The organism is Acidovorax sp. GW835-FHT14B10, assembly GCF_058793725.1.
Genome location: NZ_JBXAGC010000016.1, coordinates 102,279 through 119,673 on the forward strand (window position 1 = coordinate 102,279; position 17,395 = coordinate 119,673).

Annotated in this window: 22 protein-coding genes; 17 read left to right on the plus strand and 5 right to left on the minus strand. The window is 64.9% G+C overall.

Features of this window, described 5'->3' with window-relative positions:
* The first annotated feature begins 4 nt into the window (after window positions 1-4).
* From AC1Q5S_RS13970 to AC1Q5S_RS13985, 4 genes are all read left to right on the plus strand, one after another.
* Window positions 5-673 carry an ABC-type transport auxiliary lipoprotein family protein gene (locus AC1Q5S_RS13970; RefSeq protein ID WP_492239010.1) on the plus strand — a complete coding sequence of 223 codons (669 nt, stop codon included), beginning with the start codon at window positions 5-7 and terminating at the stop codon, window positions 671-673.
* 245 nt (window positions 674-918) lie between these two features.
* Window positions 919-1,137, plus strand: a complete 219-nt coding sequence (locus AC1Q5S_RS13975) for a CsbD family protein (protein WP_026434999.1) — start codon at window positions 919-921, stop codon at window positions 1,135-1,137.
* Between the two features lie 97 nt (window positions 1,138-1,234).
* A complete protein-coding gene (locus AC1Q5S_RS13980; RefSeq protein WP_303835457.1) occupies window positions 1,235-1,813 on the plus strand; it encodes a hypothetical protein in 579 nt (192 codons plus the stop codon).
* 172 nt (window positions 1,814-1,985) lie between these two features.
* Entirely contained in the window at window positions 1,986-2,501 is a 516-nt protein-coding gene (locus tag AC1Q5S_RS13985) for a hemerythrin domain-containing protein (protein WP_492239011.1), read from the plus strand.
* Window positions 2,502-2,633: 132 nt separating this feature from the next.
* Here the strand turns inward: AC1Q5S_RS13985 and AC1Q5S_RS13990 are convergent, their stop codons facing one another.
* On the minus strand, window positions 2,634-3,392 hold the full coding sequence (locus tag AC1Q5S_RS13990; RefSeq protein ID WP_303835452.1) for an alpha/beta fold hydrolase: 759 nt from the start codon (window positions 3,390-3,392) through the stop codon (window positions 2,634-2,636).
* A gap of 2 nt (window positions 3,393-3,394) precedes the next feature.
* Window positions 3,395-4,408 carry a M14 family zinc carboxypeptidase gene (locus tag AC1Q5S_RS13995; RefSeq protein ID WP_303835450.1) on the minus strand — a complete coding sequence of 338 codons (1,014 nt, stop codon included), beginning with the start codon at window positions 4,406-4,408 and terminating at the stop codon, window positions 3,395-3,397.
* Between the two features lie 166 nt (window positions 4,409-4,574).
* Between AC1Q5S_RS13995 and AC1Q5S_RS14000 the strand changes: the two genes are divergently transcribed.
* The 3 genes from AC1Q5S_RS14000 to trhA are packed head-to-tail and all read left to right on the plus strand — an operon-like array spanning window position 4,575 to window position 5,503.
* On the plus strand, window positions 4,575-4,709 hold the full coding sequence (locus tag AC1Q5S_RS14000; protein ID WP_255346452.1) for a hypothetical protein: 135 nt from the start codon (window positions 4,575-4,577) through the stop codon (window positions 4,707-4,709).
* A gap of 4 nt (window positions 4,710-4,713) precedes the next feature.
* The gene (locus tag AC1Q5S_RS14005; RefSeq protein ID WP_255346453.1) at window positions 4,714-4,842 is read left to right on the plus strand and encodes a hypothetical protein; all 129 of its coding nucleotides are present in this window, start codon (window positions 4,714-4,716) and stop codon (window positions 4,840-4,842) included.
* Window positions 4,843-4,852: 10 nt separating this feature from the next.
* Window positions 4,853-5,503: a PAQR family membrane homeostasis protein TrhA gene (gene trhA / locus AC1Q5S_RS14010; protein ID WP_303835448.1), complete on the plus strand. Its 651-nt coding sequence runs from the start codon at window positions 4,853-4,855 to the stop codon at window positions 5,501-5,503.
* Between the two features lies 1 nt (window position 5,504).
* Here trhA and AC1Q5S_RS14015 read toward each other — a convergent pair whose 3' ends face one another.
* Window positions 5,505-6,140, minus strand: a complete 636-nt coding sequence (locus AC1Q5S_RS14015; RefSeq protein ID WP_092700181.1) for a MarC family protein — start codon at window positions 6,138-6,140, stop codon at window positions 5,505-5,507.
* Window positions 6,141-6,330: 190 nt separating this feature from the next.
* Between AC1Q5S_RS14015 and AC1Q5S_RS14020 the strand changes: the two genes are divergently transcribed.
* Entirely contained in the window at window positions 6,331-7,020 is a 690-nt protein-coding gene (locus tag AC1Q5S_RS14020; RefSeq protein WP_303835444.1) for a dienelactone hydrolase family protein, read from the plus strand.
* Window positions 7,021-7,056: 36 nt separating this feature from the next.
* Here AC1Q5S_RS14020 and AC1Q5S_RS14025 read toward each other — a convergent pair whose 3' ends face one another.
* Window positions 7,057-8,193: a magnesium transporter CorA family protein gene (locus tag AC1Q5S_RS14025; RefSeq protein WP_422205670.1), complete on the minus strand. Its 1,137-nt coding sequence runs from the start codon at window positions 8,191-8,193 to the stop codon at window positions 7,057-7,059.
* Window positions 8,194-8,252: 59 nt separating this feature from the next.
* The gene (hemB, locus tag AC1Q5S_RS14030; RefSeq protein ID WP_303837631.1) at window positions 8,253-9,260 is read right to left on the minus strand and encodes a porphobilinogen synthase; all 1,008 of its coding nucleotides are present in this window, start codon (window positions 9,258-9,260) and stop codon (window positions 8,253-8,255) included.
* A gap of 186 nt (window positions 9,261-9,446) precedes the next feature.
* Here hemB and AC1Q5S_RS14035 point away from each other — a divergent pair, with 186 nt between their 5' ends.
* The 9 genes from AC1Q5S_RS14035 to AC1Q5S_RS14075 form a co-directional block, all read left to right on the plus strand.
* Window positions 9,447-9,875, plus strand: a complete 429-nt coding sequence (locus tag AC1Q5S_RS14035) for a CopD family protein (RefSeq protein ID WP_303837633.1) — start codon at window positions 9,447-9,449, stop codon at window positions 9,873-9,875.
* An 18-nt stretch (window positions 9,876-9,893) separates the two neighbouring features.
* On the plus strand, window positions 9,894-10,991 hold the full coding sequence (locus AC1Q5S_RS14040) for a VanZ family protein (protein ID WP_303837635.1): 1,098 nt from the start codon (window positions 9,894-9,896) through the stop codon (window positions 10,989-10,991).
* A 9-nt stretch (window positions 10,992-11,000) separates the two neighbouring features.
* A complete protein-coding gene (locus AC1Q5S_RS14045; protein ID WP_026435011.1) occupies window positions 11,001-11,360 on the plus strand; it encodes a (2Fe-2S) ferredoxin domain-containing protein in 360 nt (119 codons plus the stop codon).
* An 84-nt stretch (window positions 11,361-11,444) separates the two neighbouring features.
* Complete coding sequence (locus AC1Q5S_RS14050) at window positions 11,445-12,083, plus strand: alpha/beta hydrolase (RefSeq protein ID WP_303837638.1); 639 nt, start codon at window positions 11,445-11,447, stop codon at window positions 12,081-12,083.
* A gap of 93 nt (window positions 12,084-12,176) precedes the next feature.
* A complete protein-coding gene (locus tag AC1Q5S_RS14055; RefSeq protein ID WP_303837640.1) occupies window positions 12,177-13,346 on the plus strand; it encodes a D-alanyl-D-alanine carboxypeptidase family protein in 1,170 nt (389 codons plus the stop codon).
* 237 nt (window positions 13,347-13,583) lie between these two features.
* Complete coding sequence (gene rpsL, locus AC1Q5S_RS14060) at window positions 13,584-13,961, plus strand: 30S ribosomal protein S12 (RefSeq protein ID WP_024813771.1); 378 nt, start codon at window positions 13,584-13,586, stop codon at window positions 13,959-13,961.
* A gap of 165 nt (window positions 13,962-14,126) precedes the next feature.
* A complete protein-coding gene (rpsG, locus tag AC1Q5S_RS14065) occupies window positions 14,127-14,600 on the plus strand; it encodes a 30S ribosomal protein S7 (protein ID WP_092700195.1) in 474 nt (157 codons plus the stop codon).
* Between the two features lie 150 nt (window positions 14,601-14,750).
* Entirely contained in the window at window positions 14,751-16,853 is a 2,103-nt protein-coding gene (gene fusA, locus AC1Q5S_RS14070; RefSeq protein ID WP_303837645.1) for an elongation factor G, read from the plus strand.
* Between the two features lie 213 nt (window positions 16,854-17,066).
* The coding region (locus AC1Q5S_RS14075) for a GTP-binding protein (RefSeq protein ID WP_492239012.1) at window positions 17,067-17,395 on the plus strand (329 nt) is incomplete at its 3' end.

A 17,395-nucleotide genomic window follows, 5' to 3' on the forward strand; every position in this document is an offset into this window, starting at 1 on the left:
CGCCATGAAAACTACCAAAACCATAGCTGCTGGCGCTTGTAAAAAAAGCGCTGCAGCCGTATTTGCTGCTGCTTTTCTGGCGGGATGCTCGGCCTTGCCTTCACCGCCGTCACGCCCCGTGCACTACGACTTTGGCCCGGGCGCCATGGCACCCGTGCCCGCCGACCGGCGCGCGCCCCTGCCGCCCCTGGCGCTGGCCGATCTGGAGGCACCGGGCCTGGTCGAAGGCAGCACCGCCGTGCTGTACCGCCTGGCCTACGCCGACGCCCGGCAGCTGCGCCCCTACCGCCAGGCCCGCTGGAGCCAGCCACCCGCGCAACTGGTGCAGCAGCGCCTGCGCGATCAGCTGGGCCAGCGCCGCGCCGTGCTCACGGCCGAGAGCGGTGCGGCCCAGGCGCGCGCCGGTGGGAAGCTGCCCACCGTGTTGCGGGTGGAGCTGGAGGAGTTCAGCCAGGTCTTCACCAGCGCCACCGAAAGCGCCGGTCTGGTGCGCCTGCGTGCCACGCTGGCAGAGCCCGCTGCGACTGGTGAAACGCTGCTGGGTCAGCGCGTGTTCATCGTGCAGCGACCGGCCACCAGCGCGGATGCCGCCGGCGGAACGCGGGCCCTGGTAGAAGCCACCGACCAGCTGGCCCAGGAACTGGTGCAGTGGCTGGAGCAGCTGGGGCGCTGATCGGCCCCTGAACCGGGTGTGCCCCCGGGGAGAGGGCGGCGCTGTGTGGGGTGTGGCGCCGTCCGTGCAAAGCTGCAACCCGCGTCCTTGTCTGCCATGTCCGTAGGCCTGCGCTGACGCGTGTTTCGCGGCGTGGCCTACGCGGTGCGACGGGCATCGTTTCTACAGTGGACTCCATCGCATCACGCAGATGTTCCACGCATTCCGTGTGGATGGCAGAGGCGAAATTTCCGAGGAAGCGCACCATAAACGAAGACACCCTTCAAGGCAACTGGAAGCAGTTCAAAGGCCAGCTGGTCGAACAGTGGGGCAAGCTCACCGATGACGATTTCGATGTGATCGCAGGCCGTCGCGATCAGTTGCTGGGCAAGCTGCAGGAACGCCATGGCATCGCCCGCGATGTGGCGGAAAAGCAGCTCAAGGAATGGCAGGGACGCCATCCTGAATTCCGCTTCAGGGACTGACGCTTCTTGCGCACCAGCCCCCAAAACCGTTGAACCACTTTTGTCTGCGCACAGGTGCCGCGGCAACTGCGCAGCAGACTACCCTGAGGACCAAGCCATGAAAATCGCACGCACCCTGATTGCCACCATCACCGCCGGCCTGCTGGCCACGAGCGCCTTCGCAATGACCCAGCCGGAGTACAAGGCGGCGAAGGACACCATCTCGGCCGAATACAAGGCCAGCAAAGACAAGTGCAATGCCCTGACGGGCAATGCCAAGGACATTTGTGCCAAGGAAGCCAAGGGCCACGAAGACGTTGCCATGGCCGAACTGGATGCCAGGTACAAGCCCAGCGCCAAGGCGGAGTACAAGGCCCGCGTGGCCCGTGCCGACGCCGACTACGCCGTCGCCAAGGAAAAATGCGACGACCTCAGCGGCAACGCCAAGGACGTCTGCATGAAGGACGCCAAGGCCGCCCATGTGACCGCCAAGGAAAACGCCAAGGTGAGCGAAGCGCGGGCCCAGCCCGCCGACACACCCGCCGCCAAGGGTGCTGCCGTGGCCGAGGCGCGCAAGGACGCCGCCGCCGAGAAGAACGAGGCCAACTACAAGGCCGCCAAAGAGCGCTGCGACACCCTGCAGGGCGATGTGAAGTCCAAATGCGTGGACGAGGCCAAGCGCATGTACGGCCAATGAACGGCAGCAGGGAACATCCTGGCGGATGCCCCTGCTGGCGATGCCCACGAGCCCCGCCCTGCGCGGGGTTTTTGCATGCGGGCGGCCATGCGCCGCGCACATGACTTGCGTCAATACTCCGGTCAACCTGCCCCCCTAAGCTGGCACCTTTTTTGAACGCAAGGAAGCAAAGATGGCTGCACTGCAATGGTCGGAGGCGCTGGCGCTGGACCTGCCGCCCATGGATGACACCCACCGCGAGTTTGTCGATCTGCTGGCGGCGGTGGAAGCCGCCGACAACGCCACCCTGGTAGCCAGGTGGCAGGCACTGGTGGAGCACACCGAGCAGCATTTTGGCCAGGAGGATGCCTGGATGGCTTCCACCGGCTTTGCCGCGGGCAACTGCCATGCCATGCAGCACAAGGTGGTGTTGCAGGTCATGCGCGACGGTGCCGCGCGTGCGGTGGACAAGGGCGAGCTGCATGTGGTGCGTGCCATGGCGGCCGAGCTGGCGCTGTGGTTTCCCCAGCATGCGCAGAGCATGGACGCCGCTCTCGCCCTGCATCTGCGCCGGGTGGGCTTTGATGCGACCACGGGGGTGGTGCATGCGCCCGATGCGCTGCCAGATGGTTTGCTCCATGGCTGCGGCGGCGCCAGCTGCTCGGACGAGGGCACCGCGCCTGCCGCTGTGGCCGCAGCCGTGGCCTGAACGGCGGCGGCAGGGTGCCTGGGCTGTGCGGCCGGGTACTTCTGAGGTTTGCGCTGTTTTGATGGCTACTGGCGCTTTATGGAGGGGCGCTCTCCGTGCTTTTTGTCTCGATTCCCGTTCGACCTGCCCGGGTCATGGGGCCGTGGCCGCCCGCCATTGCTGCACCTGTTCTATCACCCACTGGGGCGCATCCAGCGGCAGATCGTGCCCCGCATCGGCATGCAGGGCCAGGGCGCAGTGCCAGCCATGGGCAATGGCTTGCGAGCAGCGGCTGTCCACCAGCTGGTCGTTCTGGCTGGCCAGCAGCAGGATGCGGGGGGTGGGCGCCAAGGCGGGCGCACGGTAGCGGGCCGCCGCCACCAGCTGGCGCAGGGCGTTGGCGGCCGACACCGGGCGCAGGGTGCGGGCGGCCACCCAGTCACCGATGACGGCGCTGCGCGGATAGGGCGCGTTGCTCGTGAGCCGCCACACCGTGCGTTCGATGGCTGCGGCCGAGCGGGGAAGCAGCGCCAGTCCCAGCAACGCCGCATAGTTGCGGGGGCGCAGCCGGTGAAAAAAGGGGCTGAACGGGCGAAAGCTGGTGTTCACCAGCACGCAGCCGCTGATTTCTTGCGGCGCCGTGCGGGCCCATTCGGTGGCCACCATGGCGCCCAGCGACATCGCAAACAGATGCAACGGCGGGTGCACCCCTTGCCTTGCCAGCTCGGCGCGGCAGGCCGCCACCATGCCCTGCACGGTGGCCGGGCTTTGCCGTGCATGGAACAGGCCGTTGCCCGGCAGGTCAATCGACACGACACGGGTCCCGGGCCATGCGCTCTGGAAATCACCAGCAAAGCGGCCCCAGTGGGCGGTCTCGCGGGTCAGGCCGCGCAGCAGAACCCAGGTGTCCATGTTCAATACCACTCGGCCAGCGCGTTGACGCGGCGTTGCGCGTAATGTTCGGCGCCGGGCACCCACCGCTGGTGGCTGCAGGCTGCACGCGACAGAAAATCGAGCAGCGCCAGATGCCGGCGCAGCACCCGCTGCTGGCGGTGGTCGATCAGCGGATTGAAGATGCCCAGGCGGGAGAACAGCTGGCGCGGGTTCTTCTTGATCCAGATCCACGAGCCCATCTCCAGCGTCAGCGGCAGGAAGATGCGCCCCGCTTGCTCGCAGGACTGCAGGTACAGGTAGTCCCACAGGTCACCATGGGCCAGGTACTGCGCGCTCTGGGGTTCGATGATGTACTGGTGGTTGCTGTGGGCCTGCAGGAAGATGTCCTTCAGTGCATGCAGTTCGTTCAGGTGCGCAATGGGCTTGCGGGTGTGGGCAAACGGAAACCACAGGCGGTCGCGCACCCCGAAGCCCGAATGGCAGTCCAGCGCAAGGCTGAAGGGGCGGGGCAGCAGCTCGGCGCCCACCACCTCGCACAAGGCCTGGCTTTCGACTTCCATGGGTGCGCCCGGGTGGCCCCGGTACCAGGGCAGGCCGGCGCTCAGCCGCTGTCCACCCATCAGAAAAGGCACGCGGTCCAGGGCCTGCACCGGCGCATTGCGCATCAGATCCACCCCGTTCGGGTTGGCGCGGGTGGCCGCCCACATGCCGCCGGGGTTGACGATGGGCATGAACACCAGGCGCACCTGTTCGAGCTGCTGGTGCAGCGTGGTGTCCCAGCGCAGCCGCATGGCGATGTTCTGCAGATAGGCCAGCACCACCTCGGCGCCGATGCGTTCCAGGCCATGCACTCCCCCAAAAAATCCCACGGCAGGGATGTGCGGGCTGGTGTTGCCAATGCCGATCGAATAGATGGGAAAGCGCTGGCCCGATGCCACGCTGACCTCGCGCACCACGCGCACCTGCAGGTCGGGGCCGCCCTGCTCGATGATCTTTTCCAGGGCCAGCAGTTCGGGCAGAACGTTTTCGGGCACGGTGGTGGAGGGCGGTGTGGCAGGGGGGAAGACGCCGCAGCATACCGCTCGCTTGGCCTGCCGTGTGAATCCAGGGGGTGGGTGTGGCAAATGTGCCGACGGACGCCAAACTGTCACACAGCGCAGGTAACTTGCAACAGCCAACCACCTCTTTCAAAGGCCTCGCATGCTGTGGAAACTGCTCGGATTGCAGAGACTCTTCGACGACCTGTTCGACGAACGCTGGCGTTGGCTGGATTTGCCGGGCAACGACTGCTTCTCTTATGAAGAATTCACCACCCCATCGCCCGCACAGGATTGACGCCTTGCGCTGGCTGATGCTGTGCGGCCTGGTGGGCTGCGGCATGGCGTGGGGCGTGGTGGAGCTTTTTGCCCTGCAGCGGGCGCGCTACCACGCCTGGCGCGATCGCCAGCAGACCGCGCTGCCGCACTAGGTGCGCGGCGATGGGCCGGTCTCTCCTCACGGGCAGCGCCGGGCGTGCGCAAAGCCGGGACGAGGAAACCGCCAATGCGGCCAGCCACGCCGTGGCGTTGATCGCCGCCCTGGGCGCCGGTGGCTGGCTGGTGTCGTGGGGGCGCAGCCTGAGCGCCGAGGGCTTTGCCGGCATCTGCGTTTTTGTGGCAACGATGGTGTGGCTGTACCTGGCGTCCACCGTGTACCACGCCTTGCCGGATGGCCGGGCCAAGCGTGTTTTCCTGAGGCTGGACCACGGTGCGGTGTTCCTGTTCATTGCGGGCAGCTACACGGCTTTTGCGGCGGGGCATCTGGGGGAACCTGGGGGTCGCTTCATTCTGGCCCTGGTGTGGCTGGTAGCTGCTGCAGGCACGGCGCTCAAGGCCATGGGCCGGCTGTCATCGCCCTGGTTGTCCACGGGCGGGTATCTCGCCATGGGGTGGCTGGTGCTGCTGGCGGCAGTGCCCATCCTGGAGCGTGCGTCGGCGGCCGGGGCGCAATGGCTGGTGGCCGGGGGCTGCTCCTATACCCTGGGCGTGGTCTTTTTTGTGCTGGACGCCCGCATCCGCTACGCCCATGCGGTATGGCATGGCTTCGTTGCGGCGGGCACCGCGTGCCACACCTGGGCGGTGCTTGGTTGAGCTACCGCGCCCCGAGAATGGGGAACAGCTTGCCCAGGCCGTCGGCCATCACTTCCACGGCCAGGGCCGCCAGGATCAGGCCCATCAGCCGCGTCATCACGTTGATGCCGGTCTTGCCCAGCACGCGGGCAATCGGATCGGCCAGCGAAAAGCACAGGGCCGTGGCCAGCCCGATCACCACGCCGTAGCCCACCAGCGCCGCGTGCTGCCAGAAGGTCTGCGCACGGTCGGCATAGATCACCACGGTGGACATGCTGGCAGGTCCGGTGAGCAGGGGAATGGTGAGGGGCACCACGGCAATGCTGCTGCCCGCCGCCGCCTTCTCGGCGCCTTCCTCCAGTTCATGCGTGTGGGGCTTGGCCTCTGCCGGCTGGGCGTTGAGCATGTTCATGGCGCTGATCAGCAGCAGCATGCCGCCGCCCACCTGAAAGCTCTGCAGCGAGATATTGAAGAACTCCAGGATCTGCAGGCCCAGCAGGGCGCAGGCGGCAATCACGCAAAACGACGCCAGGGCCGCCGTGCGGATGGTGCGCCGGCGCTGTTCGCTCGAAAACCCCTGCGTGTAGTGGATGAAAAATGGCACGATGGCCAGTGGGTTCACGATGGCCAGCAAGGTGATGAGGGGTTTCAGATCCATCGGCGGTTTCCTGAAAGGCACAAAGCGGTGGTGGTGCGGTCGGTGCAGGCGGTGGTTTGCACTTGGTCCAAAACCGGTCTCCTGCAAGAATGCAGTGCATTACAGCATCCCGGCACGGGGCCGGAATGCTTTGGTGGGCGGCGGTGGTGCCTTTGTGCCACAGCCCTTTTTCTTCTCAAGGAGCAATTGCATGGGCCAGTTTGTCAATCTGACGTCGCAGGATGGTTTTGTGGTGCCCGCCTGGGTGGCGCAGCCCGACGGGGCACCGCGCGGCGCCATCGTGGTGTTGCAGGAGATCTTCGGGGTCAATTCGCACATCCGGGCAGTGACCGACCGCCTGGCTGCGCGCGGCTATCTGGCGGTGGCACCCGCCACCTTTGCGCGCGTGCAGCCGCAGGTGGACCTGGGCTACAGCGAAGCCGACATGGGCGTGGGCTTTGGCTACAAGACGGCGGTGGATGCGCTGCCTGGCGACGGTGTCATGCCTGACATCCAAGCCGCCATCGACTACGCCGCCCAGCACGGTGGCGGCAAGGTGGGCATCGTGGGCTTTTGCTGGGGCGGCCTGCTGACCTGGCGCGCGGCCTGCAGCCTCCAGGGCCTGACCGCGGCGGTGTGCTACTACGGCGGCGGCATGACCACGCCCGACGAAGTGGCGCGCCAGCCCCTGGTGCCGGTGCTGGCGCATTTTGGCCAGCGCGACCACTGGATTTCGGTGGACAGCGTGCAGGCCTTTGCAGGCGCGCATCCCGAAGTGCAGGTGCATGTGTACGAAGCCGACCATGGCTTCAACTGCGATCAGCGCGGCTCGTATGACGAAGCCTCGGCCCTGGTGGCACGCGACCGCACCCTGGCTTTTTTTGCCAGGCACATCGGGTAGGCCGGCGTCTTCCAGAGGGCGCGGGCGTGGCGCCGTTCACTGCCCGCTGGTGCGCGCCAGGTAGCGTTTGCGCCAGAACAGCGCTACCAGCGCCACGGCAATGAACACCATCGAGCCCATGGCCCACCAGAAGCCGTCGGCCTTGTGCACCAGCGGAATGAATTCGAAGTTCATGCCGAAGATGCCTGCGATCAGGTTCAGCGGCAGGAACACCGCAGTCAGCGCGGTGAGCGTGCGCATGATGTCGTTGGTGCGGTTGCTTTGCACCGAAAAGTGCATCTGCACGGCGGTTTCGGTGCTCTGCTCCAGTCGGCGCACATGGTGCACCACGCGTTCGATGTGTTCGAGCACGTCGCGGCTGCGCACCTTGAGCAGGTCCAGGTCGCGCTGGCCGGCGCTGCTTTCGGGCACGGCCCAGGTTTCCAGGGCGTCGATCCAGTTCTGCACGGCGGTGCGCTGGTCCTCGCAGATGTCGTCCAGCTGGTGCAACGACAGGCGCGCTTCAAGCAGCGAGTTCCAGTTCACATAGCGCGACCGGGGTTTGAGCAGCTCGGTCTGCCAGTGGTCGAGCTGGCGCGTGAGTTCGCGGCGCAGATCCAGGTAGCCGTCCACCATCAGGTTGACCACGCGCAGCATCAGGTCTGGCGGGCTGGACGGCTGGCGCGCGCCGGGCGCTGGGCTGGCGCGGCCTTCGCGCGGGTCGCTGGGGGCGGCGGCCATCAGGCGCGCGGCATAGGCGTCGCGCACGGCGCAGTCGGTGGGGTGCACCGACAGCAGCACCTGGTCAAACAGGGCAAAGCCCACGGGGCTGGTGTCGATGCGGCGCAGCACCGGCGGGCCACTGCGTTTGCGCGCTGCATTGGTGGGGGCGTCGCTTTGCGCCGCAGGGCCCGGCGCGTCGCTGTGCAAGGTGGCCAGGCGGCGAAACACCATCAGATCGTATTGCGAGGTGTAGTCGTAGCGCGAGGGCAGTTGCGCATTCAGCAGGTCCGAGACATGCAGATCCACCAGCTGCTGGCCGGTGCTGGCCTGCAGCGCGGCCTGGATCTGTCCGAGCTGCGCGCCAAAGGTCGTGCGTGCGCAGGCCACCCAGAAAAAGCCCTGGCTGGGCGGCTGGCTCGGCAGAGCGGACAGTTCGATCGCGCCGCCGGAGTGGATGTGGAAGATGCGCATGCCGTACCGCTTGGTATGAAAATGGCCGCTGGTGCTTTTCCAATAAGTGCGAACAGCTATTATTTCTGAAGCAAACGGGCCGCATCGCGCGCGAAGTAGGTCAGCACGCCGTCGGCGCCCGCGCGCTTGAAGGCCAGCAGGCTCTCCATCATCACGGCATCGTGGTCAAGCCAGCCATTGGCGGCGGCGGCCTTGATCATGGCGTATTCGCCGCTGACCTGGTAGGCAAAGGTGGGCACGTGGAACTCGTCCTTCACCCGCCGCACGATGTCCAGGTAGGGCATGCCAGGCTTGACCATCACCATGTCGGCACCCTCGGCGATGTCCAGCGCCACTTCGCGCAGCGCCTCGTCGCTGTTGCCCGGGTCCATCTGGTAGACGAACTTGTTGCTCTTGCCCAGGGCACCGCGCGTGCCCACGGCATCGCGGAAGGGGCCATAGAAGGCGCTGGCGTATTTGGCGCTGTAGGCCATGATGCGGGTGTGGATGTGGCCCTGCACCTCGAAGGCCTCGCGGATGGCGCCGATGCGCCCGTCCATCATGTCGCTGGGCGCCACGATGTCCACGCCGGCTTCGGCATGGGTGAGGGCCTGGCCGGTGAGGATCTCCACCGTTTCGTCATTGATGATGTAGCCGGTGTCGTCGAGCACACCGTCCTGGCCGTGGCTGGTGTAGGGGTCCAGCGCCACGTCGGTCATCACGCCCAGGTCGGGAAACTCTTTCTTCAGGGCGCGGACCACGCGCGGGATCAGGCCCTCGGGGTTCAGCGCTTCTTTGCCGTCGGGCGCCTTGAGGGCTGGATCGATGGCCGGAAACAGCGCCAGCACGGGGATGCCGAGCTTCACGCAGTCTTCGGCCACCGGCAGCAGCAGGTCCAGGCTCAGACGGTCCACGCCGGGCATGGAGGGCACGGTCTCGCGCTGGTTCTGGCCCTCGTGCACGAACACGGGGTAGATCAGGTCGTGGGGCGTGACGGCATGCTCGCGCACCAGGTTGCGGGTGAAGCTGTCACGGCGCAGGCGGCGTGGGCGGCTTTGCGGGAAGGGGGTGGGGCTGGAGAGGTGCATGAAAGTGATTATGAAGCTCCCGGAGTTGCCTTCGGCGCCTTCCCCCCGAGGGGACGCCGCCAGGGGCCCGGCAAAGCCGGTTTCCCGGCGCCTGCTGGCTGGCTGCGCTTGTGCACAGACCGCGCGCTGGAGTGCGGTACTGAACCAGGGGCGGCCGTCGAACCCGCCGGCCCTTAAACTGCAGCCATGCTCTGGATCAAAGCCCTTCACATTGTCTTCGTGGCCAGCTGGTTTGCTGGCCTGTTCTATCTGCCGCGCATCTTCGTCAATCTGGCGATGGTGGCGCCCGGCTCGGTGGCCGAGCGCGAGCGCCTGGTGCTGATGGCGCGCAAGCTGCTGCGCTTCACCACCATCTTGGCCGTGCCTGCCGTGGCGCTGGGCCTGTGGCTCTGGCTGGGCTATGGCATCGGACGCGGTCCGGGCAATGGCTGGATGCACGCCAAGCTGGTCGTGGTGGTGCTGGTGATCGGCTACCACCACGCCTGCGCCGTGCTGCTGCGCAAGCTCATCGCCGAAACCAGCCGCAAGAGCCATGTCTGGTTCCGCTGGTTCAATGAAGTGCCCGTGCTGCTGCTGCTGATGGCCGTGGTGCTGGTGGTGGTCAAGCCGTTCTGACACACGGGGCCTGCGCCGGTGCACAAGACCTCTGCCTGGCCGCTGGCGCTGATCCATGCAGCGCTGATTGTCTTTGCCAGCCTGTTCCCGTTTGATGGCTGGCGCGATCAGGGGATCGATCCCTGGGTGTTCCTGTCGGCACCGTTGCCGCCGCCGTACTGGACGGGGTTTGATGTCGCCATCAACATGGCGGGTTATGCCCCCCTTGGTTTTTTGCTGGTGCTGGCGCTGCTGCGTTCGGGCCGCGAGCGTGGGGCGGTGCTGCTGGCCACGCTGGCGGGTTCGCTGCTGTCGCTGCTGATGGAGTATCTGCAGATCTACCTGCCCCGGCGCGTGCCTTCCAACCTGGACCTGTTGCTCAACGCCCTCGGAACGCTGGCGGGGGCGTTCACGGCGGCGCTGCTGGAGCGCTGGGGGGCCATCGACCGCTGGAGCGATTTCCGCACCCGCTGGTTCGTGCGCGATGCGCGCGGTGCGCTGGTGCTGCTGGCGCTGTGGCCTGCGGCGCTGCTGTTTCCGGCAGCCGTGCCTTTTGGCCTGGGCCAGGTGCTGGAGCGGCTGGAGCAGGGCCTCGAAGACCTGCTGGCCGACACGCCCTTCCTTGAATGGCTGCCGGTGCGCGATGCGCCGCTGGAGTCCCTGTCCCCCGGCGGCGAGCTGCTGTGCGTCACGCTGGGGCTGCTGATCCCGTGTCTGCTGGGCTATTGCGTCATCCGCCATGTGGGGCGCCGCGTCCTGTTTGCCATCGCCGTGGCAGTGGTGGGGATCGGGGTCACGGCCCTGTCGGCGGCGCTGAGCTGGGGACCATCGCACGCCTGGAGCTGGCTGGAGCTGCCCACGCGCGTCGGGGTGGGGGCGGCGCTGGGGCTGGCGGTGTTGCTGCTGGCCTTGCCGCGGCGCGCCAGCGCGGCGGTGTTGCTGCTGGCGCTGGCCTGGCATCTGGGGCTGCTCAACCAGGCCCCCGCCAGTGCCTATTTTGCCCATACGCTGCAAACTTGGGAGCAGGGGCGTTTCATCCGCTTTTTTGGCCTGGGGCAGTGGCTGGGCTGGCTGTGGCCCTATGCCGCACTGGCCTATGTGCTCATTCGGGTGTCGCGCCGGGAGTCGAAAAACTAGAATGCTCCGATGAGCGACACCCCCTCCACCCCCGCCGCAGCGACCGGCTATTTCGCCCGCCACATCTTCTTTTGCCTGAACGACCGGGCCAATGGCGAAAACAGCTGTGCCCACCATGGCGCCCAGGAGGCCTTCGACCGGTGCAAGGCGCAGGTCAAGGCGGCAGGCCTGGCGGGCCCCGGCAAGGTGCGGGTGAACAAGGCGGGCTGCATGGACCGCTGCGCCGCCGGCCCCGTGGCCGTGGTGTACCCCGAGGGCACCTGGTATTCGTATGTGGACGCCAGCGATGTGGACGAAATCGTGGAGTCGCACCTGAAAAACGGCCAGATCGTCGAACGCCTGCTCACGCCGCCGGAACTTGGGCGCTGAGCGCCGCTCAACTAATCCTTGAGTGTTTTTGGCATCTGGCGCTTGTTTGGTAAACGCTAGATGCTATTGAATAGGTAGCAATCTGTGAATGCACAAACCGAACGCTTGGCGCTGAACGGCGCTGCCGGTGCCATCGAGGCGGCGCGCGATGTGGCTCTGCACGATGGCGCGGTCTCGCGCGGTGTGGCCGTCATTGCCCATCCCCATCCGCTGTTTGGCGGCACCATGGACAACAAGGTGGTACAGACCCTGGCGCGCGCGTTCACCCAATGCGGCTGGACCACGGTGCGCTTCAATTTCCGGGGCGTGGGCGCCAGTGCCGGAGCCTATGACGAAGGGCGCGGCGAGCTGCAGGATCTGCTGGCCGTGGTCCAGCAGGTGGCGCCCGAGGGGCCCATTGCGCTGGCCGGTTTCTCGTTTGGCGCCTTCGTCACCAGCCATGCCCTGGCCGCCCTGTGGAGCGAGCGCGAGGTCGCGCAGGCGGTGCTGGTCGGCACCGCCGCAAGCCGCTTCACGGTGGCGCCTGTGCCGCCCGAGGCCCATCTGCGTACGCTGGTGCTGCATGGCGAACGCGATGACACCGTGCCGCTGTCGGCCGTGCTCGACTGGGCGCGGCCGCAGATACTGCCTGTCACAGTCGTTCCCGGTGGCGGCCATTTCTTTCACGGACAATTGACGCTTTTGAAGAATCTGGTGGCCCGCCACCTTCAATCGGGCGCCTGAGAGGCGCGTCCGAGCCGGCCCCGGCTGGTCACCGTCCTCCCTCCTGGTCTTTTTTCAACCCTTTTTCGAGCCTTTCCAGCCCTTTGTTGCCCCATGAAACGAATCCTGTCCGCGTTGCGATCCCTGGCCGTCCTTGCTGTGCTTGCCCCTGCCGCCTTCGGCGTCCACGCCCAGGCGCCCCAGCCCCCCGAGATCGCCGCTCGCACCTACATGCTGGTGGACGTGACGGCCAACCAGGTGCTGGCGGCCAAAGACATCGATGCGCCGGTGGAGCAGGCCTCTCTCACCAAGCTCATGACGGGCTACCTGGTATTTGACGCCCTGCGCGCCAAGAAGATCACGCTGGAGCAAAAGCTGCCCGTGAGCGTGCGTGCCTGGAAGATGCCCGGTTCGCGCATGTTCATCGACCCCAAGATGCAGGTGCCAGTGGACGATTTGCTCAAGGGCATGATCGTGCAGTCGGGCAACGACGCCACCATGGCGCTGGCCGAGGGCGTGGGCGGAACCGCTGAAAATTTCGTCAAGCTCATGAACGACCAGGCCCAGGCCCTGGGCATGAAGGGCACGGCCTACAAAAACCCCGAGGGGCTGACGGAGCCCGGCCACACCACCACGGCGCGCGACCTGGCCACCCTGGCCACCCGGCTCATGAAGGACTTCCCGGAGTACATGCACTATTACGCCACCAAGCAGTACAGCTACCCCGGCACGCCCGCCTCCAATGGCAACAACCGCAATTCGCTGCTGTTCCGAGACCCCACCGTGGACGGCCTCAAGACCGGGCACACCGCAGCCGCCGGTTACTGCCTGGTGGCCACTTCCAAGCGCGAGTTTCCCAATGTGGGCCAGCGCCGCTTGCTGTCCATCGTACTGGGTGCCGCCAGCGAGAATGCCCGCGCCAACGAGAGCCAGAAGCTGCTGAACTGGGGCTACACCGCCTTTGATGCCGTCAAGCTGTTCGATGCCGGCCAGCCCGTTGCCACGCCCGCCGTATGGAAAGGCACGGAAAGCACCATCCGGATCGGTCGCTCCGAGGCCATCGTCGTGGCTGTGCCCTCGGGCAGCGCCGGCAAGGTCACGACGCAGATCGTGCGCCAGGATCCCCTGGTGGCCCCCTTCACCAAGGGCCAGGCGATTGGCTCGCTCAAGGTGGTGCTGGGTGAGCAACCGCTGGTCGAGGTGCCGCTGGTGGCGCTGGATGGCGTCGAGCAGGCCGGCATTCTGGGCCGTGCCTGGGATGCCATCCGGTTGTGGATTAAATAAGGAGCCACCTCCGGAGGCGCTGCGCGCCTTCCCCCTTCTCTCGCGCTGAGCGCGGGAAGGGGAGTTCAGCCGGTGCGGCGGGGCGGCCCTTGCATGGCTGCCCTGGCCGGGGAACCGCCAAATCGATGGTCAGTTGCCTATCTTGGGCCAAGCTGATACATTAGAAGGCTTTTCGGAATTTCCGAAGGGATTCACGTTTTCGCTTTCACGAAGCATTTCACGTTTAGGGACGTATTCATGCCAACCATTAACCAGCTCGTGCGTCAGGGGCGTCAGGTCGAAACGACCAACTCCAAGAGCCCCGCGATGCAAAACTCTCCACAGCGCCGTGGCGTGTGCACCCGTGTGTACACCACGACGCCAAAGAAGCCTAACTCCGCTCTGCGGAAGGTCGCCAAGGTGCGCCTGACCAACGGTTTCGAAGTCATTTCCTACATCGGCGGTGAAGGCCACAACCTGCAGGAACACAGCGTCGTGCTGGTTCGCGGCGGTCGTGTCAAGGACTTGCCCGGTGTGCGTTACCACATCGTGCGCGGTTCGCTCGACTTGCAGGGCGTGAAAGACCGCAAGCAGTCGCGCTCCAAGTACGGTGCGAAGAAGCCAAAGGCCAAATAAGCCTGCGGTTGACCAAGATAAAAGGTGCTGTTTCCCGCGTGGCGCGGTGATGCAGCGTAGTGACCCCAAGCGCAAATGTCTTGCGTGGGTCGAGTAAGTGGGAGTCCTGAATGGCTCTCGCGGTGTCTGAAAAGATGCCAACTGAAGCAAGAATGAGGTGAAAAAATGCCACGTCGTCGCGAAGTCCCCAAACGTGAAATCCTGCCGGATCCCAAGTTCGGCAATGTAGAGCTGTCCAAATTCATGAACGTGATCATGGAAGGCGGCAAGAAGGCAGTTGCAGAGCGCATCATTTACGGTGCCCTGGAACTGATCGAGAAGAAGCACCCCGACAAGGACCCGCTGGAAGCTTTCGTTGTTGCCATCAACAACGTCAAGCCCATGGTCGAAGTCAAGTCCCGCCGTGTGGGTGGTGCCAACTACCAGGTGCCTGTGGAAGTGCGTCCTGTGCGTCGTCTGGCCCTGTCGATGCGCTGGATCAAGGAAGCGGCCCGCAAGCGTGGTGAGAAGTCGATGGCCCAGCGTCTGGCCAACGAACTGCTCGAAGCCACCGAAGGCCGTGGCGGCGCCATGAAGAAGCGTGATGAAGTGCACCGCATGGCCGAAGCCAACAAGGCATTCAGCCACTTCCGCTTCTAAACCGACGAACCGCCCTCGTCGCACAGCGCAAGGCTGCCGGCATTTTTGCCTGCAGCCTTGTGGCGATTGAGGCGGTCACAAAATTGACGGGTTGCAGCGTCAGAATGCTGGGCCCGCCCCCGAATAACACGACCCATCCAAGGATCCACCATGGCTCGCAAGACTCCCATCGAGCGCTACCGCAATATCGGTATCTCGGCCCACATTGACGCTGGCAAGACCACGACCACCGAGCGTATTCTTTTCTACACCGGCGTGACCCACAAGCTGGGTGAGGTGCATGATGGCGCCGCCACCACGGACTGGATGGAGCAGGAACAAGAGCGCGGCATCACGATCACTTCCGCCGCCGTGACCTGCTTCTGGAAGGGCATGGACCTGTCCTACCCCGAGCACCGCTTCAACATCATCGACACCCCCGGCCACGTGGACTTCACGATTGAAGTCGAGCGTTCCATGCGCGTGCTCGACGGCGCCTGCATGGTGTACTGCGCCGTGGGCGGCGTGCAGCCCCAGTCGGAAACCGTCTGGCGCCAGGCCAACAAGTACAAGGTGCCGCGCCTGGCCTTTGTGAACAAGATGGACCGTACCGGTGCCAACTTCTTCAAGGTCGTCGAGCAGATGAAGCTGCGCCTGAAGGCCAACCCCGTGCCCGTGGTGATTCCAATCGGCGCCGAAGAAAACTTCCGTGGCGTGGTCGACCTGCTCAAGATGAAGGCCATCATCTGGGATGAAGCCTCCCAGGGCATGAAGTTCAGCTACGAAGAGATTCCGGCTGACCTGCTGGAAACTGCCAAGGAATGGCGCGAAAAAATGGTGGAAGCTGCGGCCGAAGCCACCGAAGAGCTGATGAACAAGTACCTGGAAGAAGGTGACTTGAGCGAAGAGGAAATCAAGCAGGGTCTGCGCCAGCGCACCATTGCAACCGAAATCCACCCCATGCTGTGTGGCACCGCGTTCAAGAACAAGGGCGTGCAGCGCATGCTGGACGCCGTGATCGACTACCTGCCAGCACCGACGGACATCCCGGACGTCACGGGCACCGATGACGACGAAAACCCTGTCACCCGCAAGGCCGATGACAGCGAGAAGTTCTCTGCGTTGGCCTTCAAGCTGATGACCGACCCGTTTGTGGGTCAGCTGACGTTCGTGCGCGTCTATTCGGGTGTGCTGTCCAAGGGCGACACCGTCTTCAACTCGGTCAAGGGCAAGAAAGAGCGCATCGGCCGTATCGTGCAGATGATGGCGAACGACCGCGTCGAGGTGGATGAAATCCGCGCTGGCGACATCGCTGCCTGCGTGGGCCTGAAGGATGTGACCACCGGCGAAACGCTGAGCGACATCGATTCGCCGATCGTTCTGGAGCGCATGGTATTCCCCGAGCCCGTGATCTCGCAGGCCGTGGAACCCAAGACCAAGGCCGACCAGGAAAAGATGGGCATTGCCCTGCAGCGCCTGGCCGCCGAAGATCCATCGTTCCGCGTGCGTACCGATGAAGAGTCGGGCCAGACCATCATCTCCGGCATGGGCGAGCTCCACCTGGAAATCATCGTGGACCGCATGAAGCGCGAGTTCGGCGTGGAAGCCAACGTGGGCAAGCCCCAGGTGGCCTACCGCGAAACCATCCGCAAGACGGTGGAAGATGCCGAAGGCAAGTTCGTGCGCCAGTCTGGCGGTAAGGGCCAGTACGGTCACGTCGTGCTCAAGATCGAACCCAACGAAGCCGGCAAGGGCATCGAGTTCGTCGACGCGATCAAGGGTGGCGTGGTTCCCCGCGAATTCATCCCGGCCGTGGAAAAGGGTATCAACGAAGCCGTCACGCAGGGCGTGCTGGCGGGCTACCCCGTGGTGGACGTCAAGGTCACGCTGCACTTCGGTTCGTACCACGATGTGGACTCGAACGAACTGGCGTTCAAGATGGCAGCCATCTTCGGTTTCAAGGAAGGTTGCCGCAAGGCCAGCCCCGTGATCCTGGAGCCCATGATGGCCGTGGAAGTGGAAACGCCCGAAGACTACGCCGGCAACGTGATGGGCGATCTGTCCAGCCGTCGCGGCATGGTGCAAGGCATGGAAGACATTCCTGGCGGCGGCAAGGCCATCAAGGCCGAAGTGCCTCTGTCGGAAATGTTCGGCTACTCGACCACGCTGCGCTCCGCAACGCAAGGTCGCGCCACGTACTCGATGGAATTCAAGCACTACAGCGAAGCACCTCGCAACGTGTCGGAAGCCATCATGGCTGCGCGCGCCAAATAAGTCCTGGGGGACGGACCCGCTCTGCTGCTCTGTCCCCTCTGACTGAATCGGGCTCTAGCGCTTGCTCAGTACGCGCTTGTAGCTGTTGATTGAATAGCAAATCTTTTTTGCAATCTGCGATCCGGTGCCACCCCGTTGCCTGTGCAGGGTGAATCAGCAACCGGATGCAGACGTTAAACCACTACACAGGCATCGCTCTTTGGAGAACTGAAAATGGCAAAAGGTAAGTTTGAACGCACCAAGCCCCACGTCAACGTGGGCACGATCGGTCACGTGGACCATGGCAAGACGACGCTGACGGCGGCCATCGCCACGGTGCTGTCGGCCAAGTTTGGCGGCGAAGCCAAGGCCTACGACCAGATCGACGCAGCACCTGAAGAAAAGGCCCGCGGCATCACGATCAACACCGCCCACGTGGAATACGAGACGGCTGCTCGCCACTACGCCCACGTGGACTGCCCCGGTCACGCCGACTATGTGAAGAACATGATCACCGGCGCAGCCCAGATGGACGGCGCCATTTTGGTGTGCTCGGCCGCTGA

Coding starts and splice junctions, on each gene's coding strand:
- AC1Q5S_RS13970 (WP_492239010.1), top strand. CDS start 5: ATGAAAACTACCAAAACCATAGCTGCTGGCGCTTGTAAAAAAAGCGCT.
- AC1Q5S_RS13980 (WP_303835457.1), top strand. CDS start 1,235: ATGAAAATCGCACGCACCCTGATTGCCACCATCACCGCCGGCCTGCTG.
- AC1Q5S_RS13985 (WP_492239011.1), top strand. CDS start 1,986: ATGGCTGCACTGCAATGGTCGGAGGCGCTGGCGCTGGACCTGCCGCCC.
- AC1Q5S_RS13990 (WP_303835452.1), bottom strand. CDS start 3,392: ATGGACACCTGGGTTCTGCTGCGCGGCCTGACCCGCGAGACCGCCCAC.
- AC1Q5S_RS14000 (WP_255346452.1), top strand. CDS start 4,575: ATGCTGTGGAAACTGCTCGGATTGCAGAGACTCTTCGACGACCTGTTC.
- trhA (WP_303835448.1), top strand. CDS start 4,853: ATGGGCCGGTCTCTCCTCACGGGCAGCGCCGGGCGTGCGCAAAGCCGG.
- AC1Q5S_RS14015 (WP_092700181.1), bottom strand. CDS start 6,140: ATGGATCTGAAACCCCTCATCACCTTGCTGGCCATCGTGAACCCACTG.
- AC1Q5S_RS14020 (WP_303835444.1), top strand. CDS start 6,331: ATGGGCCAGTTTGTCAATCTGACGTCGCAGGATGGTTTTGTGGTGCCC.
- AC1Q5S_RS14025 (WP_422205670.1), bottom strand. CDS start 8,193: ATGCGCATCTTCCACATCCACTCCGGCGGCGCGATCGAACTGTCCGCT.
- hemB (WP_303837631.1), bottom strand. CDS start 9,260: ATGCACCTCTCCAGCCCCACCCCCTTCCCGCAAAGCCGCCCACGCCGC.
- AC1Q5S_RS14035 (WP_303837633.1), top strand. CDS start 9,447: ATGCTCTGGATCAAAGCCCTTCACATTGTCTTCGTGGCCAGCTGGTTT.
- AC1Q5S_RS14045 (WP_026435011.1), top strand. CDS start 11,001: ATGAGCGACACCCCCTCCACCCCCGCCGCAGCGACCGGCTATTTCGCC.
- AC1Q5S_RS14055 (WP_303837640.1), top strand. CDS start 12,177: ATGAAACGAATCCTGTCCGCGTTGCGATCCCTGGCCGTCCTTGCTGTG.
- rpsL (WP_024813771.1), top strand. CDS start 13,584: ATGCCAACCATTAACCAGCTCGTGCGTCAGGGGCGTCAGGTCGAAACG.
- rpsG (WP_092700195.1), top strand. CDS start 14,127: ATGCCACGTCGTCGCGAAGTCCCCAAACGTGAAATCCTGCCGGATCCC.
- fusA (WP_303837645.1), top strand. CDS start 14,751: ATGGCTCGCAAGACTCCCATCGAGCGCTACCGCAATATCGGTATCTCG.